This is a genomic window from Vreelandella titanicae, from assembly GCF_014697095.1.
Lineage (GTDB): Bacteria > Pseudomonadota > Gammaproteobacteria > Pseudomonadales > Halomonadaceae > Vreelandella > Vreelandella titanicae.
Map to the genome: position 1 here is coordinate 1831555 of NZ_CP059082.1, position 25645 is coordinate 1857199.

Genomic DNA, 25645 nt, shown 5'->3' on the forward strand with positions numbered 1-25645 from the left:
AAAGAGGTTAAGAGGCGACCCGGAAAGGATTGCGTGGGTCGTTATCCCAGGCCAGGAAGGGTTGGCCGGTCTCCTGGGGCACCATGGTGATGCAGTTATCTACTGGGCAAGTGATCTGGCAAAGGTTACAGCCCACACACTCCTCTTCGATCACTTCATAGCGTCGCGCGCCGTCCTGCTCGGTGAGCTTGGCAATCGACTGGTGGGAGGTATCCTCGCAGGCGATATAACAGCGGCCGCACTCGATGCACAAATCCTGATCGATCTTGGCGATGGTTTTGAAGTTGATGTCGAGGTGTTTCCAGTCGGTGGTTTGCGGTATCGCCTTACGGGAGAACGCCTCGATGGAGTCGTAGCCTTTTTCCGCCATCCAGCGAGAGAGGCCGTCTTTCATCTCCTCCACAATCCTAAAGCCGTTGAGCATCGCTGCCGTACACACCTGCACGCTGCCGGCACCTAGGGCGATAAACTCCGCCGCATCCCGCCAGGTGGAAATGCCGCCAATGCCGGAAATGGGTAGCGTTGGAGTGGACGGATCACGGGCAATTTCTGCCACCATGTTCATCGCGATAGGCTTCACGGCGCTGCCACAGTAGCCGCCGTGAGTGCTCTGGTGGCCCACGGTGGGCTTGGCGACCATATTGTCCAGGTCGATACTGGTAATCGAGTTGATGGTATTGATCAGCGATACCGCGTCGGCCCCGCCGCGCAGCGCCGCCTGGGCACCGACGCGAATATCGGTGATATTAGGTGTGAGTTTGACGATGACTGGTTTGGAGTAGTGCTTCTTGCACCAGTAGGTGACTTTCTCGATCAGGTCGGGGTTTTGGCCCACCGCCGCGCCCATGCCGCGCTCCGGCATTCCGTGGGGGCAACCCAGGTTGAGCTCGATGCCGTCCGCGCCAGTGGCTTCCACTAGCGGCAGAATGTAGGCCCAGGCTTCTTCATTACAGGGCACCATAATGGAAACGATCAGCGCACGATCGGGCCAGTCCTTTTTCACCTGAGTGATTTCTTTAAGGTTGATCTCCAGCGAGCGGTCGGTAATCAGCTCGATATTGTTAAAGCCGATCACCTCGCGGTTTTTTCCGTAGTGGGCTGAGTAGCGGGAGGAGACATTCACCGCAGGCGGCTCTTCGCCAAGGGTTTTCCATACCACGCCGCCCCAGCCAGCTTCATAGGCGCGTACCACGTTGTAGGCTTTATCGGTGGGCGGTGCAGAGGCCAGCCAGAATGGATTGGGGGCTTTAATACCGGCAAAGTTAACCGATAGGTCAACGCCATTGACCACGCTGTCACCGCTGTCTTTCTTACCCGGTGGTGTAAAAGTGAGTGTGTTCATGCGGCCTCCTGCTTGGCGACAAGCGCCTGATGAATGGCGTGAGCCGCCAGTTTGCCGTGTTGCACGGCCTGAACGGTAAGGTCTTGACCGGGCTTCACACAGTCGCCACCGGCATACACATTGGGCAGTGAGGTTTGGAACATCTCATTAACGTGAATGCGCTCGCCGTCCCGGGCAAGCTCAGCGGCGGTGGTATCGCTTAGGCTCGCGCCTTCGAAGCCTTGGCCGATGGCGGTGAAGACAGCATCGGCGGCGATCTCAAAAGTTTCTCCAGTAGGGGTTAAGCGGCCCGCTTGATCATGGGTCTTGGCAAAGCGCATGCCCGTCACGCGGCCTTGATCATCCAGCAGAATCTCGTCGGGCTGGGCCCAGGTCACCATCCGCACGCCGTTGGCTTTGGCAATCTCTTGTTCATGGTCGGTGGCGGACATGGCTTCAATGCCGCGACGGTAAACCAGCGTTACCTCCGTAGCGCCCAAGCGGGCCATTTGGGTGGCCATATCGATAGCGGTATTGCCCGCGCCAATCACGATACAGCGTTTGGCCACCGCAAGGCTGCCCAGATCGTCGGTCTGGCGGAGAACCTTGATGTAGTCCACCGCAGGCATCAGACCGGGTGCTTGCTCCCCGGTTAAACCCAGGGCACGGCTAGCGCCCAGGCCCAAGCTGAGAAACACGCTATCGTACTGATTATGGAGCGTAGCAAGCTCCAGGTTTGCGCCCAGCCGTTGGTCGTACTGGATCTCGATGCCACCGATCTCAAGCAAGAATTCCACTTCCTTGCGGGCGAAGTCGTCGGTCATTTTGTAGCGGGCGATGCCGTGCTCGTTCAGCCCGCCAGGCTTTTGTTCGGCTTCAAAGATGGTCACCTGATGACCGAGCATCGCCAGTCGGTGCGCGCAGGAGAGCCCGGCAGGTCCGGCGCCGACCACGGCCACATGACTGCCGGTAGAAGTGGCGCGTTTGAAGGGGTGGCCGTCGAACTGCATGTGGTCGGTGGCATGACGCTGCAGCAAACCGATCAGCACCGGCTGGCATTCGGCGTCGTGGTTGCGCACGCAGCTGCGCTCGCAAAGAATTTCCGTGGGGCACACCCGGGCGCAGCTGCCGCCTAAAATGTTGGCTTCCAGAATGGTTTCCGCCGCGCCGTTGATATTGTTCTCGCTGATCTGGCGAATAAAGCTGGGAATATCAATATCCGACGGGCAAGCTTCGACGCAGGGCGCATCAAAGCAATAGAGACAACGCTGACTTTCGATCATCGCCTGGCGATGGGTCAGCGGCGGATGTAGATCGCTAAAGTTGCTTGCCAGCGTATCCGGGTCGTAGGTGCCGACCTCTTTTGCGCTGGGTAGGTGGTTCAGTGGGCTAGTCACAGTAAAGCCTCCGCTGTTGTTATGGGCACAGCTGTTATCTTTTTACGGCCATCGGCGCATTCAGCTCGGCGCGCTTGGCCAGCAATTCGAAGACACCGGGGTAGGCGGGGCGCTCCAAATAGCGGCCCGCACCGCGCTCGGCACGCAGCTCACCATCCCGCCACACCCATTTGCCCTTGCTAATGGTGTGACGGGCAATGCCGCGCACCGTTTTGCCCTCGAAAATGTTGAAATCGACGTTCTGGTGGTGGGTTTTGGCAGAAATCGTCCGGGTGCCGTTGGGATCCCACACCACGATATCTGCATCGGAACCTACTTGAATCGCCCCTTTGCGCGGGTAGAGGTTGAAAATCTTGGCGGTGTTGGTCGATGTCAGCGCGACAAACTCCTGGGGCGACAGCTTGCCGGTGTTGACGCCTTCATCCCACAACACGGCGAGGCGGTCTTCCACGCCAGCGGTGCCGTTGGGGATTTTAGTAAAGTCATCCTTGCCCGCGGCTTTCTGATCGGCACAGAAACAGCAGTGGTCGGTGGCGGTGGTTTGCAGATTGCCCGACTGCAAGCCGTGCCAGAGCGCTTCCTGGTGGCCCTTGGGCCGGAAGGGCGGGCTCATCACGTGGGCAGCGGCGCGGCCCCAGTCGGTATCCTGGTAGACGCTATCGTCGATGAGCAGGTGCCCGGCTAAGCATTCGCCATAAACCGGATGACCCTGCTGGCGGGCGTAGGCAATTTCATCCACGGCATCTTTGGTGGACACGTGAACCAGATAGATCGGTGCGCCCAGGGTGCTGGCAATGCGAATCGCCCGGCTGGCCGCTTCGCCTTCCACCTGGGGTGGGCGCGAAAGCGGATGGGCTTCCGGCCCGGTCATGCCCTGGGCGAGCAGTTTTTGCTGCATGTGGTAGACCAGCTCACCGTTTTCGGCGTGAACCGTAGGCACCGCGCCTAGCTCCAGACAGCGCGAGAAGCTTTCCACCAGAATGTCATCAGTGGCCATGATCGCGCCCTTGTAGGCCATAAAGTGTTTGAAGCTGTTCACCCCGTGTTCATGAACCAGGGTGCCCATTTCCTCTCGCACGCTATCGTCCCACCAGGTAATCGCCACGTGGAAGGCAAAATCGGTGGCGGCTTTTTCCGCCCAGCCTTGCCAGGTTTCGAAGGCCTCAAGGAGCGACTGACCTGGCTGTGGGATCACGAAGTCGATGATCGAAGTGGTGCCCCCGGCCAAGGCCGCGGCGGTGCCGGTATAGAAATCTTCGCTGGCCACGGTGCCCATGAACGGCAGTTGCATGTGCGTATGGGGATCGATACCGCCGGGCATCACCAGTTGATCGCTGGCATCGACAATTTCACACCTTTCAGGGACATCTAGATCGGTGCCAATCGCATGGATTTTACCGTCGACACACAGTACGTCTGCGCGGTAGGTATCGGCGTGGGTGACCACGGTGCCGCCCTTGATTAATAAGCTCATCGTTCGCTCCTGTTATTTTTAAATAGAAAACTTAACCAGCAACCTGTTTTTTACCAGCAGAATCATTCACCGTCGGTCAGGCGGGTATAGGTTTCCGGGCGACGGTCGCGGAAGAACTGCCAGTTGTTGCGTACCTCCCGCACCATGTCCAAATCGATCTCGTGCACCAGCAGCTCGTCTTCTGTTTCGCTGGCCTGAGCTTCGATTTTGCCGCGGGGGTTAACGATATAGCTGGAGCCGTAAAAGTCGCCGATGTTCCACGGCGCCTCGGTTCCAACTCGATTGATCGCAGCGATAAAGCAGCCATTGGCGGCGGCAGAGGCAGGTTGCTCTAACTCCCACAGGTATTGGGAAAGACCGGCCACGGTGGCGGAAGGGTTGAAAATCACCTCAGCGCCGTTGAGAGCAAGCGCCCGCCAGCCTTCGGGGAAGTGACGGTCGTAGCAGATATACACGCCGATTTTGCCGTAGGCAGTATCGAACACTGGCCAGTTGGATTTTCCCGGCTTGAAGAAGAATTTTTCCCAAAAACCGGCTACTTGGGGAATATGGGTTTTGTGGTACTTGCCTAAGTAACTGCCGTCAGCGTCGAATACCGCTGCGGTGTTGTAGTAAACACCGGTTTCAGTCTCTTCATACACCGGCACGATGATCACCATGCGGTGCTCGGCGGCGAGCTTCTGCATCATCTGGCAGGTAGGGCCTTCCGGTACCCGCTCGGCGGCGGCGTACCACTTGCCGTCCTGGCTGGGGCAAAAGTAGGGCTGGTTAAACACTTCCTGGAAGCAAAGCACCTGCACGCCCTGGTCAGCCGCTTGCTGAATCATTGGCAGATGTGCCTCGTTCATGGCGTCGCGAATAGCTTCTGGTTCAAGATCGGTGCTGGTTTTCAGGCCCATCTGAATCAACCCGATTTTCATCTTCTGCATGAGACGCTCCCTCTGATTGTTGATGTGTAGCGTATGTTTGTAGTGTTCTTGAAACTAGTTTTGTAAAGCTGACGAAATAGACAGCTTTTGTTGAAAGTAGCGCTGGGTAGGTGGTTTTAGCAAGTCTTTAAAGGAGATTTGTTAAATCGTCTTTAACTCATTGAGTTTGCTTATTTTTATTGTTCCATTTGGTGATATTCACTTTTTTGGTGAGGTCTTGCACTGTTTTGGATGGTTTTTTTATTCTTTTAAAATCATTGGTTTGGTATGTTTCTAGCGAGTGTGTTTGGTTTTTTTCTGTTTGAAATTGGTGCAAATATTTTTTTTGATCTAGCTTTGTTTAGTTGGTTTTTGTTTTAGGTGGGGAAAATATAAAGATAACAAGCTAACAATAATAATGTTGTCCAGGAAGGCAGCTTTTTAATCAATGAGTTAATTGACCTGCTTTTTCAAGTAGGCATGCTTATTGCTTGTTTTCTAAAAGCTATGGTTTCTAAGAACGATGGTTTTGAAAAACAATGGTTTCTAAAAGCCATGATTTCTAAGCGCCTTTTTGAAAAGCTCCACTGGCCGTGGGAGCTAGGCAGCGCAATAACGCAATGCTGAGGAGATAAAAAATGACCGAAACAACCTCTCAGATGGTGGATCGAGGTGGGCTGATAGAGCTAGATGTAGGGGACGATGTACGCAGTAGTTCGCGCTTTAATGAGGATATTGCGCCTACCCAGGCCAGCGAGCGCACCTGGAGTAAGTGGAATATTGCGGCACTCTGGGTAGGCATGTCGATCTGCGTGCCCACCTACACCCTAGGCGGGGTATTAACCGCCTACTTCGGGCTGAGCGTGGGGGAGGCGTTGTTTGCCATTTTGTTGGCCAACGTGATCGTGCTGATTCCTCTTACCTTAAACGCCTTTCCCGGTACGAAGTTTGGTATTCCTTTTCCGGTGGTTTTACGCTCTTCGTTCGGTATTTTAGGTTCCAACGTACCCTGTCTGGTGCGCGCCCTGGTCGGCTGCGGCTGGTTTGGTATTCAAACCATGTTTGGCGGTTTGGCCATTCATCTGTTGCTCTCCGAGTTGATTCCCGCTTGGGCTGCGATGGGCGGTGTTGGTGAAGTCATCGGCTTTTTTGTCTTTGGTGCGATGAATCTCTATGTGGTGATTCGTGGTGCAGAGTCGATTAAATGGTTGGAAACCTTCGCCGCACCGCTGCTGTTAGCCGTTGGTGTTGGGCTGATGATATGGGCGTGGCCAAATATGTCGATGTCCGAACTACTGGCACAGCCGCCGTCGCGGCCTGAAGGGGCATCGGTATACGGCTACTTCTTCGCGGGCTTAACCGCCATGGTGGGTTTTTGGGCCACGCTGTCGCTGAATATTCCCGATTTCAGTCGCTTTGCCAAAAGCCAAAAAGATCAGATCGTTGGTCAGGTGATTGGGCTGCCGCTAACGATGTTTTTCTTTGCCGCACTCGGTGTCGTGTTAACCGCTGCTTCCGAAACGCTGGTAGGGGAAACCGTTGCCGACCCGGTACGTTTGATTGGCTATATCGACAGCCCCTTCTGGGTGGTACTGGCGATGCTGTTGATCATTATCGCCACGATCTCTACCAATACGGCTTCTAACATCGTGTCGCCTACCAACGATTTTCAGAACATTGCGCCCAAATTGATTAACCAGACGCGCGGCGTGCTGATGACTGGCGCGGTGGGCGTGTTGTTGATGGGCTACGATCTGCTGCAAAAAGCGGGCGTTATTCCGCCAGGGGTTTCTCTGGAGCAGATGTACTCCAACTGGCTGCTGGGTTACTCCAGCCTGCTGGGGCCCATCGCGGGCATCATGGCGGTGGACTACTTCCTGATCAAAAAGCAGCGTTTGGATGTGCCCAGCCTGTATATGGATAACCATGCTTATCCTGCGGTGAACATCGCGGGTTTTATCGCCTTTGGCGTGCCGGTGGCGCTTACGTTGCTATCGCTGTTAACTGGCACCATGAATTGGTTCTACGACTACGGCTGGTTTACCGGCTCGGCGCTGGGGGCAATTGTTTACTATGTGGCAAGCCAAGTGTTGGCGTCATCGCCCCAGGCGGGGCCAGCGCCGATAATGGCCAATGAGGCAACCGAGCAGCGTTAAACATACTGCCGGGTTTAGCTGCTTTTGATTAAGCGTAGAAACGCATCGACCACTCGGTTGGGGCGGCGGTCGTGGCGGGTGATCAGCACAAAGGGGATGCGGTAGTGCTGCGTGTTGGCATGCAACGCTCGCATCTTGCCCGCTGCCACCCACTGTGCTGCGACGTGTTCAGGCAGAAAGCCGATAAAGCGCCCGGTAAGAATCAAAAAGGCTGCGCCTTCGCGGTCGGATGCCGAAGCTCGCAGGCTTAGCGCGTCATGCGCCTGCCGGGCCTCAATCGGTAGCGGATAGCGGGGTGAAATAGCCGAGTGTTGGGCGATATCTGCACAGCTAAGCGTATCATCATCCTCAGTAAACAGCGGATGGCCAGCCGCGCAGTAAAGATACGATGGCTCGTCGTAAAGGTGCCGCGCTTCTAAGCTGGTGGGCAGGTTCACTGCAGGCACTACGCCGACGTGCAAGTGGCCATCCATGACGCCTCTAATGACCGCGTCAGAAGGCTCCATATGAATGTGCAGCGTTACCTCATGCTCCGGCGCGCTAAGCTCTGCCAGGGCGTTGGTCACGTGCATGGCGGGTAGCGTTACCAGGTTGTCGGTGATGCCGATATTCAGCTCGCCTTTGATCGTTTGATGCAGCGCGTTAACGTCGCTTTTAAACGTTTCAAGCGCGGTCAGTAGCGTTAACCCTGCCTGATAAATCTCTTTACCCTCTTCGGTTAAACTAAACCCGCCACGCCCCCGCTGGCAGAGCGAAAACCCCAGCCTCCCCTCCAAGTCGTTCATGTGTTGGCTAATCGCCGAACGACTAATGCCCAGCGTGGTTTCCGCCGCGGTAAAGCCACCGCACTCAACGACCGTCTTAAAAATACGGATTAGGCGTATCTCGTAGTCGCTCATTTGGCCCAGCGATGCCATAACAATTTCCTGGTAGATTGGCTATCCATGCATAACGTCACGCTTTTCAGGGCATTAACGGTGATAAAAACTGATATACATCCTAAAAGCACCGCGGCACTATCGGATAAAGCCACGTGTCAGCGCGTGTTATGTATCATTTTTAGTTACTTTTTACACTGTATCAGGTGTCCCCCTGGGTTACCTGAATAAGGCTTCTGCGCGATGTCCGCTACCTCCAATGATGTAAATGATGATGTATTGAAAGCCACCAAGACTTATCGCCAACAGCGCCGCCATGTGATTGCGCTATATCTGCTAGCACTGCTTGTCATGATGGTGCTTTTCGGCTGGCTGCTGAGTGAACAGTATCGGCAAGAAATTGAGGCCGCCGAGTCGCGGATTACCGCCCGCGCTAATGTGGTTGCTGAGTGGGCAAAAGGCGTATTTGCACAAAGCGGGCAAGCGCTTTTTGGGCTTGCTGAGATGCTAACCCTGCAAGGCATGCCAGATAGCGATAATGCCCAGGCCCTTCAGCGCTCGCTAGAAAACCTGACCCTGTATGTGCCCATGGTGGACGAAATCGCTGTGTTGAGCGCTGAAGGTCGAGTAATGGCGAGTGGCCGCAGCAGCCGAAGAGCAGGTGCTGATATCAGCGATACGACGTTGTTTAATGCCTTTAAGCAAGCAGGACAAGAAGAACTGATTACCCCGCTTTACTGGTCTATCAGTGACCAACGCTACTATTTGTACCATGGTCGACGATTAGAAACCTCGTCCGGCGAGTTTGCTGGGGTGGTCATCTCTAGCATTGTACCTGAAGTGTTTGCCGACGCCCTGGAGCAGATGAGTGTCTATGACGGCGAGAGCATTGCCCTGGTCGACCCCGGATTAAAATTTATTGCTCGCTACCCGACCCCCGAAAAGCCATTTTCGATTGGCAGTCAAATTGAGAGCCCAGAAACGGCCGAGTGGCTTACCCGTGGTGAGTCCACATGGTCAATCAACATTGACTCACCTATTGATGGCCGCAAACGGCTGTTTCGCATGCTGAGAGTAGGCGAGTATCCGATGCTGGCTGTGGTTGGCGTTGATCTTCACGAATTGCTCTCGGCCTGGCGGCAGCGTGCTTTGATTTTAATGTTGGTGACGGCAGTGATTGCCCTGCTGGGTGCTTGGGGGGCGCGCCACTACCTGAATCGTTTAGCGTTGTCGCATCAACTACGTCAGCGTATTGAGGAGCGTGAACAGGCCCGTGCCGAGGCCCAAATCGCCGCTGCCGCCTTCCAGACGCACTTAGGCATCCTTATTACCGATCCACAGGGCATCATTCTTAAGGTGAATGAGACCTTCAGCCGCATTACCGGCTATAGCGAAGCGGAGATAGTGGGTAACAATCCGCGCATGTTTAGCTCTGGGCTACAAAACGCCGCCTTTTACCGCCGTTTATGGAAGCGTGTTATCAAAACCGGCAACTGGGAAGGCGAGATATGGAACCAGCGTAAGAATGGTGAACTGTTTCCCGAGTGGCTAACCATTAGCGCTGTCTACAGCGTTGAGGGCACCTTAACTCACTACGTGGCCACCATGAGCGATATCAGCGAGCGTAAAGCCGCTGAACAAGAGATTCATCAGCTAGCATTTTATGACACCTTAACCGGGTTGGCCAACCGGCGGCTGTTTATGGATCGCATAGGTAATGCCCTTAAAGAGCTTCAGCGCCATCAGCGTTGCGGCGCACTGCTATTTATCGATATCGATAACTTTAAGCAAATCAATGACACTCTGGGGCACTATGCGGGGGATCAAGTATTGCAGAGCGTTGCTCGGCGAATGGGGCAGATGTTGCGCGATACCGATACCTTGGCGCGGCTGGGAAGCGATGAATTTGCGGTATTAATCGAAGGCGTGGATAGCAATTACGCTCAAACCACCCGGCTGGCAGAGCGTATTGCGCACAAGCTGCTGGCAACTCTTAACGAATCAATCACTCTGGCCGAAGAGAGCATCACGGTGACGGGGAGTATTGGTATTGCGATCATGGCCAGCAATGAGTACGGCGTGGATGACTACCTGCAGCAGGTAGATATGGCGCTCTTTCAGGCTAAGAACAACGGCCGCCATGGCGTGTGCTTTTTTGACCCCTCGATGCAGGCTGCGCTTCTGGCCCATGTGAAATTAGAAGCGGATCTGCGCCAAGCGCAGGCCAGCCAGCAGTGGCAGCTCTATTATCAGCCCCAAGTGGATCACCATGGCGTGATCACTGGCGTTGAGGCGCTGCTGCGCTGGCATCATCCTGAACGCGGCATTGTTTCACCAGGCGATTTCATTCCGCTGCTGGAAAGCAATGAGCTGATAAATGATGTAGGCGAATGGGTATTGGAAGATGCCTGCTATCAATTAGCGCGTTGGGCGCAGCATCCACGGCTAAGCAAACTGACCATATCGGTGAATATTAGTCCGCTTCAGTTTCGCGATGAGCAGTTTCTGGCTCGTGTAGAGGGGGTGTTTGCGCGCACTCAGGCGCCGCTTCAGCGGCTAAAACTGGAGGTGACCGAGTCACTGTTTGTGGAAGCGCGAGACGACGCCAGAGATAAAATGCTTGCCCTTAAAGCGCGCGGTGTACGCTTCTCTCTGGATGATTTTGGTACCGGCTACTCGTCCCTGGCCTATTTAGCGCAACTGCCGCTGGATCAACTAAAAATCGACCAATCCTTTGTGCAGCAGGTGCTCGAAAGCCAAGCCAACGCAGCGATTGTCGAGAGTACCATTGCCCTGGCAGAGAGCCTCAATCTAGAGGTCATTGCAGAAGGCGTAGAGACCAAAGCGCAGCAGGCGTGGCTACTGGCGCACGACTGTCACGCTTATCAAGGCTATCTGTTTGGGCGGCCGGTTACTGCAGAGGCCATCGAGAGATTGATTACGGGCGCTTAACCCAGCGTCAGTAAGCGGAGTTGGCCTTCGATATCGAGAGCGGGGCTCGTATCGGGAAGAATAACTTCCAGCCGGGAGTCTTGCCGCCACGCGCTGCTTTCAACGCTCAGCGTACCTCCGGCGCGGTTAAAGCGTTTCCAGCCGCTATCGGTATGAAACACGCCTTTAATGCGTGCCTCTCTGGGGAGTTCTCCCAAACAGGTGGCCAAGCTATCCAGGTCGAAGCGCTCGCTTGGGTGCCAACGTAACCCCGTACTGGTGTAGCCCAGCGAAGTGCCGGTTTCACGCTGGGGCTTGCCGGGCGGGGGCGGAAAATCAAAAAAAGACCCGGCTAAGCTGGGTGTTGCCGCCAACTGTTGATGGTTGGCGGGTACGCTGATATCGCTCCCTTCGGCGCGTCCGCTCTGGGTCAACAGTCCTATGGGTAGTTCGCCTTGGGGAGCTTCCTGCACCCATTTACGCGGCGGCCAGCGCTGTGCCACAAACGCATGAGCGGCGCCGAGCTGCTCGGGCGTGCTCTGGTCGAGCATGGTGAGTGCCACGGCATCGGCCATATCGAGCTGGTCGCGGAAGGTGTCGTGCGTTCGGGAGCGGGCGTCATCTAATCGGCGTGGGTCGAGAGTAGCAATAATATCGCGTACCTCGACCACTTCCTGGAAGGCTTCCCCTCGCAGTAGATCCAACAGACCTGCCGGGTGGCCAAGGCCTGAAGGCTCGATGATGACGCGATCAGGCTTGCTGCGTGCGAGTAAATTCACCAGCGCCGCTTGCAGTACAAAGGCGAGCTGGCAGCAAAGGCAGCCGCCGGGAAGGCCTTTCACCACCACATCGTCACGGGCATCAAACATCGCCTGGTCGATGCCGATTTGGCCAAACTCGTTGACCAAAATGGCCCAGGTTTCATCCACAGGCTTCTGTTCGATGAGGCTGTGTATAAGCGTTGTTTTACCGCTGCCTAGAAAGCCGGTAATGATATGCACCGGCACTTTTGCCAACCGCTCTGACGCTGCCAACGCCTAGCCCCCTGTCATATTCATAAAGCGTACTACCTGCACATCGCCATCGGTGGTGAAGTGATGGCGTTCCGGTTTAAGCGGCAGGGCGTTGATGATCGCCTCTTTTAGCGCCTGCATATTGCCGGGGTGGCGGCGCAGCACGGCGCGAAGATCGACCGAGTGTTCGTTGCCTAAGCACAGCAGCAAACGGCCTTCCACGGTCACGCGCACCCGGTTACAGGTATCGCAAAAGTTGTGGCTATGGGGGGAAATAAACCCAACCCGGCTGTCGCTATCGGCCATCTTGAAGTAGCGCGATGGGCCGGGTGTGGTTTCGGTCGTGGGGATCAGCGGATAGCGCGTTTCGATCAAGTCTTGAACGTCATCGCTGGAGTAGAAGGTTTCCGCCCGTGAGTGGTCAGAAACATCGCCCAGCGGCATCTCTTCGATAAAGCTAATATCGAGGTTTTCCTGGCGTGCAAAGGTGACCAGGTCTATTACTTCGTCGTCATTGCGACCTTTTAAGATCACCGCGTTGAGCTTGATGCGTTTAAAGCCCGCTTCCTGGGCGGCATGAATGCCGTCGATCACTTTGGCTAAATCGCCGGTGCGGGTGAGCTGCTTAAAGCGCTCCGCATTTAGCGAGTCCAGACTAATGTTCAGCCGCCGCAGACCGCTTGAGTAAAGCTGCTTGGCGTGCTTGCGTAGGCTGGCGCCGTTAGTGGTCATGGTGAAGTCGTTAAGGCCTGGCATGGCGCCGATCTCATCGACCAGTTGCTCAATGCCGCGGCGTACCAGCGGTTCGCCGCCGGTAAGGCGAATTTTCTCGACCCCCAACTCAGTGAAAGCGCGCGCCACCATAGCGATCTCTTCCAGCGTCAGTACCTGGGCGCGGGGCAGAAACGTCATCTCCTCGCTCATGCAGTACACGCAGCGGAAATCGCAGCGATCGGTGACCGAGATGCGCACGTAGCTAATGCGCCGACCAAAGTCGTCGATCAGTTGCTGGTCAGCGTCTGGCTGGACAGATCGCTGCTGATTAGCTTGTGGTTGTGCGGGTCGTTGCTCGGTCATAGCCATCCCGTTAGTGGTTGTATGCTGACTACCTCGCCTGGCTGGGCGCCTGCCTGGTCGTCGGCAAGCTCAATCAAGCAGTTAGCAGCCACCATCGAGGTTAAAATGCCCGAACCCTGGGCGCCGGTACTACGCACGAGTAACCGTCCTTCGCTATCAGTATGGTAAACGCCACGGATAAAGTCAGTGCGCTTCAAGCGACTTTTTATGGCGGTGTCGGCAATCGCAGTAAGGCGATGGGGTGTTGATGTCGGCTGCCCATACAGCCGATCCAGCAGCGGCGAGACAAACTGTAGAAAGGTTACCATGACCGCCACCGGATTGCCGGGCAAGCCAACAAACGGCGTGCGCTTTTCACCCAGCCAGCCGCAAGCCATGGGGCGCCCAGGTCGCAGCGCTACCCGCCAGAAGGCTAGGCGGCCTAACTGTTCCAGAGCCTCACGGGTAAAGTCAGCCTGGCCAACGGAAACACCGCCGCTGGTGATTACCAAATCGCTCTGCTCTGCAGCGTCTTCAAGGGCCGTTTTAATGGCGTTTAAATCGTCTGGGAGAATGCCCAGGTCAATGACATCGGCGCCGTGTTCGGCAAGCAAGCCCATCAGGGTGAAGCGATTGGCATCGTATATACCTGCTTTAGGCAGCGGCTCACCGGGAGCAGCGACTTCATTGCCAGTGGAAAAGATCGCCACCCTTGGGCGCTGACATACGGCAACATCTGCGTAACCTAACGACGCTAAAAGCCCTAGGGCCGCCGCATCGAGCCGTGCTCCCGCAGGCAGTGCCGTGTCGCCGAGACCAATATCCTCACCGGCCTGGCGAACATGTTGGCCGTGTTTGAGGAGTTCTGGCGACGCGATGATCACATGCCCAGGCTGCTCATCTAACGGTTCGCGGAGCTGTTCACTCATCACCACGGTATCGGTGCCCGGCGGCAGTGGGGCACCGGTGGTGATGCGTACACAGTGACCGGCAGGTACTAATTCGCGGCGATACTGACCGGCCAACACCTCTCCAGCCAACGGCCAGCGGGTCTGCTTGGCTCCAACACCTTCTCTGGGCAAGGCTAGCGCTACGCCGTCCATGGCCGCATTGGTATTTTGCGGCACGTTAATGGGGGCTTTCACGGTTGTGGCCAATCGGCGACCATGAGCCTGCGCCAGCGGAATCCGTTCGCTGCCCAGCGGGCGTTCAATCAAGGTGGCGAGCGCCTGACGCGCTTCGTCCACGCTGAGCATCTGCTCGCCAAGATCAAAGCAGGAGAGGGTCATTTCACCTCCTTGCTCGAAGAACCCATGAGTACTTTTTCCAGGTGCAGCTTCTCTTCCTCAGTATTAAGGTTAGCAAAGGCATCAGGGCAGTCCGACATATCAACCTTGCACCAAGCATGGCGAGCATACCAACGATCGATCTTACGCTCGCCCTCGGCCAAGGTGGCGGCCAAATCATCGGCCAGCGAGGTACGCAGTAGTGCAACTACCGGGTGCAGCCGTTCGCCATCAAAAGCCACAGCGATATCATGCTGGCCAATACCTTGTACCATGCGCGCCACTAAATCGTCAGGTAGGGCGGGGGAGTCGCAGGGAACGACCAGTAGCCACGGCGTTTTTGCCGCCTGCAGGCCGCTATAGATCCCCATCAAAGGGCCTTTAAAGCCGCCTTCGGCACCGTCCATTACAACATCCGCTATAACGCGATCGGCGAAAAAGCGATAGGCGTCAGCATTGCGGTTGGCGTTAATCAGTAGCTCGGCCACCTGACCTTCAAGGCGCTTCACCACATGGCCGACGAGTGGCAGGCCCGCAAAAGGCTCCAGCCCTTTGTCACGACCGCCCATTCGGCGCCCTTCGCCGCCCGCGAGAACCATGCCAGTGAGGTCGTGAGTAGGGATCATGAGCTTGCCTTTTTTGATGAGCGGTATTCTTGCGATGAACGGGCATGGGATGGGCGCGGTGGAATAGCGTCCAGGGCTAAACGGTTTTGGGTGTTGATCGCTTGGAAATGGCGCCCTTTGGCGCGGGCAATTAACATCACGCCGAAGCGTTCGGCCAGTTCGACGCCTTTTTGGGTGACGCCTGAGCGAGAAACCAGCACGCTAATGCCCATTTGTGCCACTTTGAGTACCATTTCGGAAGTCAGTCTCCCGGTGGTGTAGAAAATATCCGCATTGGCGCTGTCGGCCTGTTGTAGCCATTGGCGCCCCGCCAAGGTATCCACCGCGTTATGCCGTCCTACGTCTTCAACAAAGTCGAGTACGTCGGTTTGCTGGCACAGCGCGCAGCCATGAACGGCGCCAGCGCTGCGGTAGGTCTCGTTGTAGGCGTTAAGGTTTTGCAGCAGCTGATAAAGCGTGGATTGTGCCAATTGAGTATCGGGCAGCGCCGTGAGAGCGGTTTGGTCGAGCAGTTTACCAAATACCGTGCCCTGGCCGCAGCCGGTGGTGACCGTACGGGTGCTTAAGCGTATTTCTAAATCCTCGGGCAGATGGCGAGTAATCACTACCGCGGCTTCTACTTCCCAATCGACTTGCACGGCCTCTAAATCAGCCGCGGCGTTCAGCAGCCCCTGATTGCGCAGATAGCCGACCACCAGAGCCTCCGGGTCGTCACCCAAGGTCATCAAAGTGACAATTTCACGCTTGTTGAGGTAGACCGTCAACGCTCTTTCAGCGGCAATCGCCTGCTGGCGTGCATCGCCATACTCGTCAACGATGCTGATCTCGGTAGTGGCCGGTAAGCGGGCTCGGCTTAACTGAAGGGCGTGCATCCGCAATCCTCGCTGCTGATATGAAAGCATCTGAGCCTGATAAAATACCTGAGTAAAAAGGTCAGAGTTGACGATGATGGCGCTGGAGAGGCTTACTTGTCTACCTGTTCGACTGCTATCCGTTCAAAGTCTAGGTGCTTCGCTTAAGTACTGTGCTCAAGTGCTGTGCTTAGATACTTCGCTAAGGGGTTTAACGCGATGTCTGATAATTTACGTTCACTGAGTATCACCCTGGTCGCCGAGGCTAAGCAGGTGAAAAGCTTTACGCTAACCCAGTGGCGTATTGCAGAGCTTACCCTGAGTGATCAGGGCCCCAATGTGCTTAACCTGCAGTTGTCGATGACCGAGCGTGCTGCCTACCGTTTCAACCTGACGTCTGCCACCCCACGGCTATTTGTGCGAGCGGGTTTTACTGGGCAAACACCCAAACCTGATGCGATTACCGCTAGTCAGGACGTGGCAGCCGGTTGGATGGACGGTGAGCAGCAGGTGCTCGAAGCACCAATGCCCATGGCCATTCAGGTCTGGATTGAGAGCTACCTCGCACGCCACGGCGAAGCGCCGATGGAGATGCGCAAGAAAAAACGCAAAGGAGCGGGGCGCGCCAAAGAGACCCCCACCAAGGAGCAGCCGCAATGAGCCGCCTAGAGCGCTGGTCGCGCCTAAAACGCAACGTTCCCCAAGAGCAAGATGCGCCGCCGGTTACAGAGCCCGTTGAGGAACTGGCGGCCAAATCGGATATTTCACCTGATGCCGCGCAGGAAGCGCCAGAGCAGACATCACTAGAACAGTCTCCTGCAGAACAATCGCCTTCAGAACCAGCACCTAAGCCCGGCAGCTTAGACCACACCTTGCCCGACCCTGAAACGCTGGAAGCGGGCAGCGACTTCAGCGCCTTTATGGTGCCAGGAGTAAGCGGAGCCCTGCGGCGGCGTGCTTTGAAGCGCCTGTGGGCCACCGGCAACTACAACGTTCGCGACGGCCTGGATGACTATGATGCCGACTACAATCAGCTGTTAAAGCCCATGGACTCCGAGCTCGCCAGCAAACTGCGCCGCTGGACGCATAAAGTGGAAGAGGCGGTTGATAAGTCGCTAGACGAGCCCGAGTCCCCAAAAGAGTTGGCAGAGAACGAGCAAACAAGTGAGAAACCGGTCGCGCTAGAGGACGACTCCTCAACACCTCGCGATGATGGTGTCAAAACTGTAGAAAACACCTTACTAGACGACCAGTCTGATTATTTATCTGATCCTAAGACGAAAACATGAGATTAGTGATAAAATTATAAAAATCAAATTATTGGGTGTGTTAACAGTCGCCAGCGTTGACGGTAATTAATTTGGCAAAATACGTATTTCGCCATAGGCTGAACTTAGCTTCTATGCATTGTTATGCCACAATAGTTAGATAGTATAACTCAAAATTATAATAAGAATTATTCACTGACCGTGAGAGCGCATGAATCAACGAATCCAACTGGCGTCGCTAGACGACCAGCGCAATGCCGAGGCTCGGGAGACGGTACGCCAGCGTATCTCGTGGCCCGCTAACCTAACGCCTGCCAATGTGACCTATCACAGCCGTGGTCATGCGCTGCTGCTCGGCAGTGAGCGCGATACCCGACAAGCCGCGCGTATTCTGCAAGGGCGTGGTTTGGCTTCATTGACGCTGGTTTTTACCGCGCCCAACGCCGAAGGCGTTGACGACGGAGTTAATGATAGTGACTTGCTCGCTGCCACCGAGATCCTCACCACCCAGGCGCTAACCCGCGCCCAGGCAGAAAAGCTGCGCATTAGCGGCCATTTGGGCATGTTCAAAACGCTGCTTGATGGCGATGAGCCGCTTGATCTTGCCCGTGCGCTGATCGAGCGAGAGGCGTTTGACCTAGTCCTGGATTTAAATGCCTCTCCTTGCCTACCGGTGGAATTACCACCGCCTGGCTATGTGGTAATGCAGTGGCAGAATGTCGAGCAGCGCAACGACATCCTCGACGATTTTGTGGGGCTGGTGGGCGAATTCGACAAGCCGCGTTATTTTCAGGTCAATAGCGACTTATGTGCCCACTCTACCAGCGGCAACATTGGCTGTACCCGCTGTTTGGATGTTTGCCCTGCGGATGCCATCTCCAGCATTCAGGGGCGGATTGAATCTCACATCGAGATTGATCCCTTTCTCTGCCAAGGCGTGGGCAGTTGCACCAGTGCCTGTCCCACTGGCGCTATCGAATTTCGCCTACCGGAAACGCGCCGTCAGCAGGATACGCTCTCTGCTTGGCTGGGCGCCTACCGCGAAGCGGGTGGTCAAGCGCCGGTGCTGCGTTTTATTACCCATGATTCCCAAGACGCTGAGCGCGCAGCGGGCGTAGTGCCCGCAGGTCATGTCATCGACGCACCGCTAGAAGAGCTGGGCGCAGCGGGCCATGACCAGTGGCTAACCGCTCTGGCCGCCGGTGCCGCCGAAGTGCGTATCCAACTGCACCCCAATATGCCCGCCCGCTTAAGCGCCTTTTTGACCGATCAGCTCACTCAAGCGCATGCCCTATTGGACGCCCTAGGCCATGACCGTGCTCGCATAAAGCTGATCGAGATAGCCGATGATGCAGGCAGGGATGCGCTACCGGCACTCACGCCGTTGACAGAGTCACCGCTAAGCCTGCCTGAGCCAGAAAAGCGTGCGCGCTTTAACCGTGTGCTAGCGCGGTTGGCTGAATTGGGCAACCCCAACGGCGAGCGGGCTGCTATGCCAGCAGGCGCTGCCTACGGCGCCATTCAAGTCGATAGCGATGCCTGCACGCTCTGCCACGCCTGTGTCAGCAACTGCCCGACCCCGGCATTAAAATCAGGCGGCAAAACGCCCGCGCTGAGCTTCCTTGAAGCGGACTGTGTGCAGTGTGGTTTGTGTGAGCAGGCTTGCCCGGAAAATGCGATTACTCTGATGCCAGGCTTTCTGGCATCCAATGCCCGAGAAACGCGCCACATCTGTCACGAAGAAGCGGCCTTTGAGTGCATCAACTGCGGTAAGCCGTTTGCCACTGTCAGCACGGTCGCTACTATTAAACAGAAATTGGCTAACCACCCCTACTTCGCCGGCGAGGCGATGATCCGCCTGGAAATGTGCGAAGACTGCCGGGTAAAAGATGTCTGGAAAACCATGATTCGCGACCCTGACGCGCAACTGAAGGTATAAGCCGATGACGGATGCACTGCCCACGCTCAAAGAAGCGGATGCGCTACGCGCCGATATCTACCGGCTGTTAGCCACGCTACTGCGCCAAGCGCCAGATCCAGAACTACTCGACTGGTTGGCTGAGCTAACTATCGAGCAAGATGGTAGCCGCCTGGCAGAGTGCTGGCAGTCGTTGGCGGTAGCGGCCAACGGTGCGGATGCTGAGAGACTGCAGCGAGCTCACTTTCGCCACTTGGTCGGTGTGATTCAAGGTGAGGTGGTGCCCTACGCCTCCTGGTACCGCAACGGCGAATTGATGGAGGCGGCGCTGGTGGCGCTGCGCCAAGACCTAAAAGTGCTTGGCTTTGAACGCAGTGAGCATACCCGGGATCCGGAAGATCATCTGGCGGCTCTGTGTGAAGTGATGGCGATGCTGATCGACGCCGAAAGCTCTGAGCAGGGTTATTTCTTTAGCCAACATTTAGCCCCCTGGGCGGCCAGCTGTTTTGCCGACCTGGGGCAGGTAGACACCGCTTTCTATGCAGCGCTGGGGCAGTTGGGTAGCGCTTTTATGGAGAGCGAACAGGCTCGCTTGAGGGTTGATGCGGGCCATACGCCAGTGCGTATTCTTGAGCCTTAACGCAGGCTTCATAAAAGAAACAGCAAAAAAAGACCCGCATAAAAAAGCATGCAAGAGGAGAAACCCATGCAACCGTCACACAACGCTGAGCGCCGTCGGTTTATGAAAACCGTTGGGTTGGGAACCGCCGCTGCTGGCGCCGCGGCGGCAGTCGGTCATGTCACTCTGGCACAGGCTGACACTGCCCCGGTGAAAAACGAAAAACCAACGGTTAACTACCGTGAGACTGATCACGTCCGTGCTTATTACGCCTCGCTGCGTGACTGACGGCGGAATGCCAGGAGATTTGCCATGCGCTTAACTCGCAAAACAGACACCCCCAAGGCCTCAGGGCTGGGTATTTCCCGTCGCCAGTTCCTCAAACGCAGCGGTGCAGCCACTGGCGGTATGGCCGCCGTTGGCTTTATGAGTGCGCCCATGATGCAGCGCTCAGAAGCAGCCGATAAAACCCCCGTGCTGGACTCGCCGGTCGAGACCAAACGCACCATCTGCTCCCACTGTTCAGTAGGTTGTGGCGTGTATGCCGAAGTTCAAGAGGGCATTTGGACTAAGCAGGAACCCGCTTTTGATCACCCTATCAACCGTGGCGCGCACTGTGCGAAAGGTGCTTCGCTGCGGCAGCACGGCCACTCCACGCGGCGTCTCAAGTACCCAATGAAGTTAGTCGCGGGTGAGTGGGAGCGTATGAGCTGGGATGACGCCATTAACGAGATTGGCGACAAACTGCTTGAGCTGCGCGAAGAGCACGGCCCGGACAGCGTTTACTGGTTGGGCTCGGCTAAGTTCAGCAACGAGCAGGCGTATTTAATGCGCAAGCTTGCCTCGCTGTGGGGCACCAACAATACCGACCACCAGGCGCGTATCTGCCACTCCACCACCGTGGCCGGCGTGGCGAATACCTGGGGTTATGGAGCGATGACCAACTCGCTCAACGACATGCATAACAGCAAGGCGATTCTGTTCATTGGCTCCAACCCCAGTGAAGCGCACCCGGTGGCGATGCAGCATATCCTGATCGCTAAAGAGCGCAACAATTGCGACATTATCGTCGCTGACCCTCGCTTTACCCGTACTGCCGCCAAGGCCAACAAATACGTGCGTCTACGTCCCGGTTCGGACGTCGCCTATATTTGGGGCTTGTTATGGCACATTTTTGAAAATGGCTGGGAAGACAACGAGTACATCAATCAGCGCGTTTACGGTATGGATGAAGTGCGCGCTGAAGTCGCCAACTTCCCGCCCAGCGTTGTAGAAGAAGTCACCGGTGTCCCCGAAGCCGAGATGTACGATGTCGCTAAACGCCTCTCCGACAACCGGCCTGGCTGTGTGGTCTGGTGTATGGGCGGCACCCAGCACACCACCGGCAACAACAATACCCGCGCTTACTGCATTCTTGAGCTAGCGCTGGGGAATATCGGTGTGGCGGGCGGCGGCGCTAACATCCTGCGTGGCCATGATAACGTACAGGGGGCGACCGACCTGGGCCTTGGCTGCGATTCATTGCCGGGTTACTACGGTTTGGCGGAAGGTGCCTGGCAGCACTGGGCGCAGGTGTGGGATCTCGACTACGAGTGGCTTAAAGGCCGCTATGACGATACCGAGTATGCCGATGGTAAGCCCATGTACACTGCCGGTATTACCGTATCGCGCTGGGTCGATGGCGTGCTCGAAGAGGACGAGAATATCTCCCAGCGTACCGCGCTGAAAGCAATGTTCTACTGGGGCCACGCGGTTAACTCCCAGACTCGCGGCGTCGAGATGCAAAAAGCGATGCAGAAGCTTGAGATGATGGTCATCGTTGACCCTTATCCTACCGTTGCTTCGGTTATGCATGACCGCAGCGACGGCGTGTATCTGCTGCCAGCGGCCACCCAGTTCGAAACCACAGGCAGTGTCACCGCGACTAACCGCTCGATTCAGTGGCGTGACCGCGTGATTGAGCCGCTGTTTGAGTCCAAGCCCGACCACGAAATCATGTACCTGTTTGCTCGTAAGCTGGGCTTCGGTAATGAGTTGGTCAAGAACTACCAGATGAACGGCGACGAGCCGCTCATCGATGACATTCTGCGCGAAATCAACAGCGGTATGTGGACGGTCGGTTACACCGGGCAAAGCCCCGAACGCCTCAAAGAGCACCAGAAAAACTGGCACACGTTCAGCTTCGAGAATCTGCGCGCAGAGGGCGGCCCGGCGGACGGTGATTACTACGGCTTGCCGTGGCCCTGCTGGGGCACGCCAGAGTTCGGCCACCCAGGCTCGCCTAACCTTTACGACACCAGCGTGCCGGTGATGGAAGGTGGCATGGGCTTCCGTGCCCGTTTTGGTATCGAGCGTGACGGCGTCAACCTTCTGGCGGAAGGGTCAGCGCCGGTAGGTGGCGATATCGACGACGGCTATCCAGAGTTCAACGACCAACTGCTCAAAGACCTAGGCTGGTGGGACGACCTGACCGCCGAAGAGAAACAGGCGGCGGAAGGCAAAAACTGGAAAACCGACCTCTCTGGCGGTATCCAGCGTGTCACCATTGAGCATGGCTGCGCGCCTTACGGCAACGCCAAGGCACGCGCTGTGGTCTGGACTTTCCCCGACCAAGTGCCGAAGCACCGTGAGCCGCTCTACACCACGCGTCGCGATTTGGTTGAACGCTTCCCTACTTGGGACGACTTCGACTCCATCATGCGCCTGCCGACCATGTACAAAACCATTCAGGATCGCGACAACACTGGCGAGTATCCAATGATTCTCACCTCTGGGCGCCTGGTTGAGTATGAAGGTGGCGGTGAAGAGACGCGCTCCATGTCGTGGCTTGCCGAGCTGCAGCAGGAGATGTTTGTCGAAATTAACCCGGCGGACGCCAACGACCTCAGCATCAAAGATGGTGACGATGTTTGGGTAGAAGGGGCAGAAGGGGGCCGTGTGAAGGTCAAAGCCCTGGTCACTCCTCGCGTCGATCGTAACGTAGCGTTTATGCCGTTCCACTTTGGCGGCATGTTCCAGGGCGAAAGCCTGCGTGACCGTTACCCGGATGGGTCTGATCCGTACATCATTGGTGAGGCGGCCAATACCGCCACCACCTACGGCTATGACCCGGTGACACTGATGCAAGAGACCAAGTGCACCATCTGCCGCATTGAGCGGGCTTAAGCTTCGACCGACCTGACAGCACGGCGGTGCGGGAGCCATCCCGCACCGGCATGAGGAGAACACCATGGCTCAAATGAAATTTATGTGTGACGCCGAACGCTGCATTGAGTGCAACGGCTGCGTCACCGCCTGTAAAAATGCCAACGATGTCGAGTGGGGCATTCAGCGCCGTCGCGTGGTCACGCTCAACGACGGTGAAGCGGATGAAATGTCCATCTCCGTCGCCTGCATGCACTGTGACGACGCCCCTTGCATGGCGGTGTGCCCCACCGACTGCTTCTACAAAACCGATGACGGCATCGTGCTGCACGACAAAGACCTCTGCATCGGCTGTGGTTACTGCCTTTACGCCTGCCCGTTTGGCGCCCCGCAGTTTCCCCAGCAGGATGCCTTTGGTGAGCGCGGCAAGATGGACAAATGTACCTTCTGCGCGGGCGGCCCGGCCGAAAGCAAAGAAGAGGAGTACGAGAAGTACGGTTCCAACCGTATTGCCGAAGGTAAACTGCCGCTGTGTGCTGAGATGTGCTCCACCAAAGCGCTGCTTGCCGGTGATGCCCAAGACGTGGCCGATATCTTCCGTCAGCGTGTTGTCCATCGCGGGCACAAAGATGGCGCCTGGTCTAATAACCCTCAGGCCAGTGCCGACAACCTAGCCTATGATGCTGCCCATAAAGGGTAAGGAGGCGTGTCATGAACCTGTTGACTGCACAGGCATCCGGTGGGGTGCCACGCTCAGGTAAAGGGCTCGCCCTGGGTATTTGGCGCTTTATGTTGGTGGCGTTTGCTCTGGTGCTTAGCCTCGGCTTCACGCAAGTGGCGTTGGCTCAAGCGGATCCTGACCGTGAAATGAACACCGCTGCCCCCGGCATTACCGCCGACCAGTGGCGTCAGGTACGCAGTGGAGAGACCGGGCCTAACTACCGTGACTCGCGTTATGAAAGCGACTACAGCTTGATCAATGCAAGCGGTGAAACCTGGCGGCAGATTCGCAACCGCTGGGTGTCGCCGTTTGGTTTGATTGCGGTATTTGGCATGGCGGCGCTGATCGCGCTGTTCTACTTCATTGTCGGGCGTAAAGAGCTTGAGGCGCCGCGCACGGGGCGTCTACTTTTGCGTTGGACGCTGATGAAACGCGCGCTGCACTGGACGGTAGCAACGCTGTTTATCATTCTGGCGCTGACCGGGATGACGCTGCTGTTCGGTAAATTCGTGTTCCGCCCACTGTTTGGCGATGGGATTTGGGCCTGGATGATTGCGGCGACAAAAGTGCTGCATAACTACCTGGGGCCGATCTTTGGCATTCTGCTGGTGATCCTGCTGGTCAGCTTGATCAAAGACAATATTCCCAAAAAGCACGACTGGGTATGGTTCAAGAAAGGCGGCGGTATGATTGGCAAAAAGCATGTGGATGCTGGTTTTGCCAACGGTGGTGAAAAAGCCTGGTACTGGCTGTTAGCGACGGTGGGAATCTTAGTGGTTGCCAGTGGCTTCGTGCTCGACTTCCCCAACTTCGACCAGGGCCGTGACACCATGCAGTGGGCCAATATTATCCACGCAGTGGGCGCATTGGGGCTTACGGCGGTTTCCCTCGGCCATATCTATATCGGCACGTTGGGTACCGAAGGCGCGCTAGAAGGTATGACCACGGGCTATGTGGATGAGACCTGGGCCAAAGAGCACCATAATCTTTGGTACGAAGAGGTCAAAGACCAAACGCTATCGGAACAAGAGGTGGCGGCCCGCAAGTCATCTGGCGGCAGCAGTGAACCGTCGGCAACGCGAACCAGTTAATAAGCATTTAATGGTCGCTAAGACACCGCCTTTCGGCGGTGTCTTTTGTTATGCTTCACCTTAAGTTATTAAATAACCCAAGCCATGTATGAGAGGAACGGTTATGTCAGCGTTTGATGAGTTAGACCCAACCACGCGCACCGAGCTTGAAGCCGCCGCGTTTCGGCGTTTGCTACAGCATCTGGACGATAACAAAGATGTCCAGAATATCGATCTGATGATTCTGGCGGACTTTTGCCGCAACTGCTTATCGAAATGGCTGGTTAGCGCTGCTGAAGCGCGGGATGAAAGCCTCAACTACGAAGAGGCCCGCGAGTACGTTTACGGTATGCCTTACAGCGAGTGGAAGGAGCTTTACCAGCCGCCCGCTACGCCTGAGCAAATGGCGGCCTGGGAAGCTCACCACGCCAAAAAGAAAGCAGCCAAACAAGGGTGACGTCAATGAGTGAGCCAATGGTGCCCCTCAACATAGCCGTACTCACGGTCTCGGATACCCGCACGGAAGAGACGGATCGGAGCGGTCAAGCCTTGGTCGAGCGGCTAACCAACGCCGGTCATACTCTCGTTGAAAAGCGCATAGTGCCTGACGATGTCTATCGTATTCGTGCGGTGGTCGCGAACTGGATCGCCGAGGCGGATGTGCAGGTAGTCATCACCACCGGAGGCACTGGCTTCACTGGGCGTGACTCTACCCCTGAAGCCATCTCGGTGCTGCTGGATAAGCGCATCGAAGGCTTTGGAGAACGCTTTCGTCAGCTAAGTGGTGAGGAAATTGGCAGTTCCACCATCCAGAGCCGCTGCCTCGGCGGCTTAGCCAACGCCACGGTAGTGTTCTGCCTGCCTGGCTCAACCGGCGCCTGCCGCACCGGCTGGGACGGCATTCTGGCAGAGCAATTGGATAGCCGCCACAAACCCTGCAACTTCGCTAATCTGGTCATCCCAGGTCGAGGCCAGCATGGTTGAATGAGTGGCATATTTTCCAGGCTG

General features: G+C 56.3%; 22 protein-coding genes. 12 read left to right on the forward strand and 10 right to left on the reverse strand.

The window, feature by feature from the left end:
* Positions 1 to 7: 7 nt before the first annotated feature.
* From preA to HZS52_RS08550, 4 genes are all read right to left on the reverse strand, one after another.
* Positions 8 to 1342, reverse strand: a complete 1335-nt coding sequence (preA, locus tag HZS52_RS08535; protein WP_159177409.1) for an NAD-dependent dihydropyrimidine dehydrogenase subunit PreA — start codon at positions 1340 to 1342, stop codon at positions 8 to 10.
* The gene (locus HZS52_RS08540; protein WP_022521816.1) at positions 1339 to 2718 is read right to left on the reverse strand and encodes an NAD(P)-dependent oxidoreductase; all 1380 of its coding nucleotides are present in this window, start codon (positions 2716 to 2718) and stop codon (positions 1339 to 1341) included. The genes preA and HZS52_RS08540 overlap by 4 nt, the downstream gene beginning before the upstream one ends.
* 34 nt (positions 2719 to 2752) lie before the next feature.
* Positions 2753 to 4192, reverse strand: coding sequence for a dihydropyrimidinase (hydA, locus tag HZS52_RS08545; RefSeq protein WP_190374562.1), 1440 nt, complete (start codon positions 4190 to 4192; stop codon positions 2753 to 2755).
* A 62-nt stretch (positions 4193 to 4254) separates the two neighbouring features.
* Positions 4255 to 5121, reverse strand: coding sequence for a nitrilase-related carbon-nitrogen hydrolase (locus tag HZS52_RS08550; RefSeq protein WP_138799335.1), 867 nt, complete (start codon positions 5119 to 5121; stop codon positions 4255 to 4257).
* 617 nt (positions 5122 to 5738) lie between these two features.
* On the opposite strand from HZS52_RS08550, the gene HZS52_RS08555 reads away from it, so the two are divergent.
* Entirely contained in the window at positions 5739 to 7256 is a 1518-nt protein-coding gene (locus HZS52_RS08555; RefSeq protein ID WP_009285884.1) for an NCS1 family nucleobase:cation symporter-1, read from the forward strand.
* 14 nt (positions 7257 to 7270) lie between these two features.
* On the opposite strand, the gene HZS52_RS08560 is transcribed toward HZS52_RS08555, so the two are convergent.
* Entirely contained in the window at positions 7271 to 8173 is a 903-nt protein-coding gene (locus HZS52_RS08560) for a LysR family transcriptional regulator (protein WP_009285883.1), read from the reverse strand.
* 204 nt (positions 8174 to 8377) lie between these two features.
* Here HZS52_RS08560 and HZS52_RS08565 point away from each other — a divergent pair, with 204 nt between their 5' ends.
* Complete coding sequence (locus tag HZS52_RS08565; RefSeq protein WP_027957025.1) at positions 8378 to 11086, forward strand: bifunctional diguanylate cyclase/phosphodiesterase; 2709 nt, start codon at positions 8378 to 8380, stop codon at positions 11084 to 11086.
* On the opposite strand, the gene HZS52_RS08570 is transcribed toward HZS52_RS08565, so the two are convergent.
* The 5 genes from HZS52_RS08570 to HZS52_RS08590 are packed head-to-tail and all read right to left on the reverse strand — an operon-like array spanning position 11083 to position 15918.
* On the reverse strand, positions 11083 to 12099 hold the full coding sequence (locus HZS52_RS08570) for a CobW family GTP-binding protein (RefSeq protein ID WP_141440604.1): 1017 nt from the start codon (positions 12097 to 12099) through the stop codon (positions 11083 to 11085). The two genes, HZS52_RS08565 and HZS52_RS08570, sit on opposite strands and share 4 nt — an antisense overlap.
* 3 nt (positions 12100 to 12102) lie before the next feature.
* Complete coding sequence (gene moaA, locus HZS52_RS08575; RefSeq protein ID WP_022521823.1) at positions 12103 to 13155, reverse strand: GTP 3',8-cyclase MoaA; 1053 nt, start codon at positions 13153 to 13155, stop codon at positions 12103 to 12105.
* Positions 13152 to 14423, reverse strand: a complete 1272-nt coding sequence (gene moeA, locus HZS52_RS08580) for a molybdopterin molybdotransferase MoeA (protein WP_039857293.1) — start codon at positions 14421 to 14423, stop codon at positions 13152 to 13154. Before moeA ends, moaA begins: the two co-directional genes overlap by 4 nt.
* Positions 14420 to 15046, reverse strand: coding sequence for a molybdenum cofactor guanylyltransferase MobA (mobA, locus tag HZS52_RS08585; protein WP_009285880.1), 627 nt, complete (start codon positions 15044 to 15046; stop codon positions 14420 to 14422). Before mobA ends, moeA begins: the two co-directional genes overlap by 4 nt.
* Complete coding sequence (locus HZS52_RS08590) at positions 15043 to 15918, reverse strand: formate dehydrogenase accessory sulfurtransferase FdhD (protein ID WP_022521826.1); 876 nt, start codon at positions 15916 to 15918, stop codon at positions 15043 to 15045. The genes mobA and HZS52_RS08590 overlap by 4 nt, the downstream gene beginning before the upstream one ends.
* A gap of 198 nt (positions 15919 to 16116) precedes the next feature.
* Here HZS52_RS08590 and HZS52_RS08595 point away from each other — a divergent pair, with 198 nt between their 5' ends.
* The 10 genes from HZS52_RS08595 (at position 16117) to moaB (ending at position 25621) form a co-directional block, all read left to right on the forward strand.
* Positions 16117 to 16557, forward strand: a complete 441-nt coding sequence (locus HZS52_RS08595) for a DUF3305 domain-containing protein (protein ID WP_022521827.1) — start codon at positions 16117 to 16119, stop codon at positions 16555 to 16557.
* Positions 16554 to 17186: a DUF3306 domain-containing protein gene (locus tag HZS52_RS08600; RefSeq protein ID WP_041159348.1), complete on the forward strand. Its 633-nt coding sequence runs from the start codon at positions 16554 to 16556 to the stop codon at positions 17184 to 17186. Before HZS52_RS08595 ends, HZS52_RS08600 begins: the two co-directional genes overlap by 4 nt.
* 190 nt (positions 17187 to 17376) lie before the next feature.
* A complete protein-coding gene (locus tag HZS52_RS08605) occupies positions 17377 to 19104 on the forward strand; it encodes a 4Fe-4S dicluster domain-containing protein (protein ID WP_190374563.1) in 1728 nt (575 codons plus the stop codon).
* A gap of 4 nt (positions 19105 to 19108) precedes the next feature.
* Complete coding sequence (locus HZS52_RS08610) at positions 19109 to 19723, forward strand: TorD/DmsD family molecular chaperone (RefSeq protein WP_041159346.1); 615 nt, start codon at positions 19109 to 19111, stop codon at positions 19721 to 19723.
* A gap of 66 nt (positions 19724 to 19789) precedes the next feature.
* The gene (locus tag HZS52_RS08615) at positions 19790 to 19990 is read left to right on the forward strand and encodes a twin-arginine translocation signal domain-containing protein (RefSeq protein WP_022521831.1); all 201 of its coding nucleotides are present in this window, start codon (positions 19790 to 19792) and stop codon (positions 19988 to 19990) included.
* A gap of 24 nt (positions 19991 to 20014) precedes the next feature.
* Positions 20015 to 22867 carry a molybdopterin-dependent oxidoreductase gene (locus HZS52_RS08620; protein WP_009285876.1) on the forward strand — a complete coding sequence of 951 codons (2853 nt, stop codon included), beginning with the start codon at positions 20015 to 20017 and terminating at the stop codon, positions 22865 to 22867.
* Between the two features lie 64 nt (positions 22868 to 22931).
* Positions 22932 to 23546, forward strand: a complete 615-nt coding sequence (fdh3B, locus tag HZS52_RS08625; RefSeq protein WP_022521832.1) for a formate dehydrogenase FDH3 subunit beta — start codon at positions 22932 to 22934, stop codon at positions 23544 to 23546.
* Between the two features lie 11 nt (positions 23547 to 23557).
* Complete coding sequence (locus tag HZS52_RS08630) at positions 23558 to 24658, forward strand: formate dehydrogenase subunit gamma (protein WP_009285875.1); 1101 nt, start codon at positions 23558 to 23560, stop codon at positions 24656 to 24658.
* 103 nt (positions 24659 to 24761) lie between these two features.
* Positions 24762 to 25094, forward strand: coding sequence for a DUF1244 domain-containing protein (locus HZS52_RS08635; protein WP_088701875.1), 333 nt, complete (start codon positions 24762 to 24764; stop codon positions 25092 to 25094).
* Between the two features lie 5 nt (positions 25095 to 25099).
* Positions 25100 to 25621 (forward strand): molybdenum cofactor biosynthesis protein B, encoded by a 522-nt coding sequence (moaB, locus tag HZS52_RS08640; protein WP_022521835.1) that lies wholly within the window; start codon positions 25100 to 25102, stop codon positions 25619 to 25621.
* Positions 25622 to 25645 lie beyond the last annotated feature (24 nt).

Bases quoted from the DNA above. Each gene is read 5' to 3' on its own strand.
- HZS52_RS08560 (WP_009285883.1), bottom strand. From the start codon at position 8,173: ATGGCATCGCTGGGCCAAATGAGCGACTACGAGATACGCCTAATCCGT.
- preA (WP_159177409.1), bottom strand. From the start codon at position 1,342: ATGAACACACTCACTTTTACACCACCGGGTAAGAAAGACAGCGGTGAC.
- HZS52_RS08635 (WP_088701875.1), top strand. From the start codon at position 24,762: ATGTCAGCGTTTGATGAGTTAGACCCAACCACGCGCACCGAGCTTGAA.
- HZS52_RS08590 (WP_022521826.1), bottom strand. From the start codon at position 15,918: ATGCACGCCCTTCAGTTAAGCCGAGCCCGCTTACCGGCCACTACCGAG.
- HZS52_RS08555 (WP_009285884.1), top strand. From the start codon at position 5,739: ATGACCGAAACAACCTCTCAGATGGTGGATCGAGGTGGGCTGATAGAG.
- HZS52_RS08615 (WP_022521831.1), top strand. From the start codon at position 19,790: ATGCAACCGTCACACAACGCTGAGCGCCGTCGGTTTATGAAAACCGTT.
- mobA (WP_009285880.1), bottom strand. From the start codon at position 15,046: ATGATCCCTACTCACGACCTCACTGGCATGGTTCTCGCGGGCGGCGAA.
- HZS52_RS08595 (WP_022521827.1), top strand. From the start codon at position 16,117: ATGTCTGATAATTTACGTTCACTGAGTATCACCCTGGTCGCCGAGGCT.
- fdh3B (WP_022521832.1), top strand. From the start codon at position 22,932: ATGGCTCAAATGAAATTTATGTGTGACGCCGAACGCTGCATTGAGTGC.
- HZS52_RS08620 (WP_009285876.1), top strand. From the start codon at position 20,015: ATGCGCTTAACTCGCAAAACAGACACCCCCAAGGCCTCAGGGCTGGGT.
- HZS52_RS08610 (WP_041159346.1), top strand. From the start codon at position 19,109: ATGACGGATGCACTGCCCACGCTCAAAGAAGCGGATGCGCTACGCGCC.
- moeA (WP_039857293.1), bottom strand. From the start codon at position 14,423: ATGACCCTCTCCTGCTTTGATCTTGGCGAGCAGATGCTCAGCGTGGAC.
- HZS52_RS08605 (WP_190374563.1), top strand. From the start codon at position 17,377: ATGAATCAACGAATCCAACTGGCGTCGCTAGACGACCAGCGCAATGCC.
- HZS52_RS08600 (WP_041159348.1), top strand. From the start codon at position 16,554: ATGAGCCGCCTAGAGCGCTGGTCGCGCCTAAAACGCAACGTTCCCCAA.
- moaA (WP_022521823.1), bottom strand. From the start codon at position 13,155: ATGACCGAGCAACGACCCGCACAACCACAAGCTAATCAGCAGCGATCT.
- HZS52_RS08550 (WP_138799335.1), bottom strand. From the start codon at position 5,121: ATGCAGAAGATGAAAATCGGGTTGATTCAGATGGGCCTGAAAACCAGC.
- HZS52_RS08630 (WP_009285875.1), top strand. From the start codon at position 23,558: ATGAACCTGTTGACTGCACAGGCATCCGGTGGGGTGCCACGCTCAGGT.
- HZS52_RS08565 (WP_027957025.1), top strand. From the start codon at position 8,378: ATGTCCGCTACCTCCAATGATGTAAATGATGATGTATTGAAAGCCACC.
- moaB (WP_022521835.1), top strand. From the start codon at position 25,100: ATGAGTGAGCCAATGGTGCCCCTCAACATAGCCGTACTCACGGTCTCG.
- hydA (WP_190374562.1), bottom strand. From the start codon at position 4,192: ATGAGCTTATTAATCAAGGGCGGCACCGTGGTCACCCACGCCGATACC.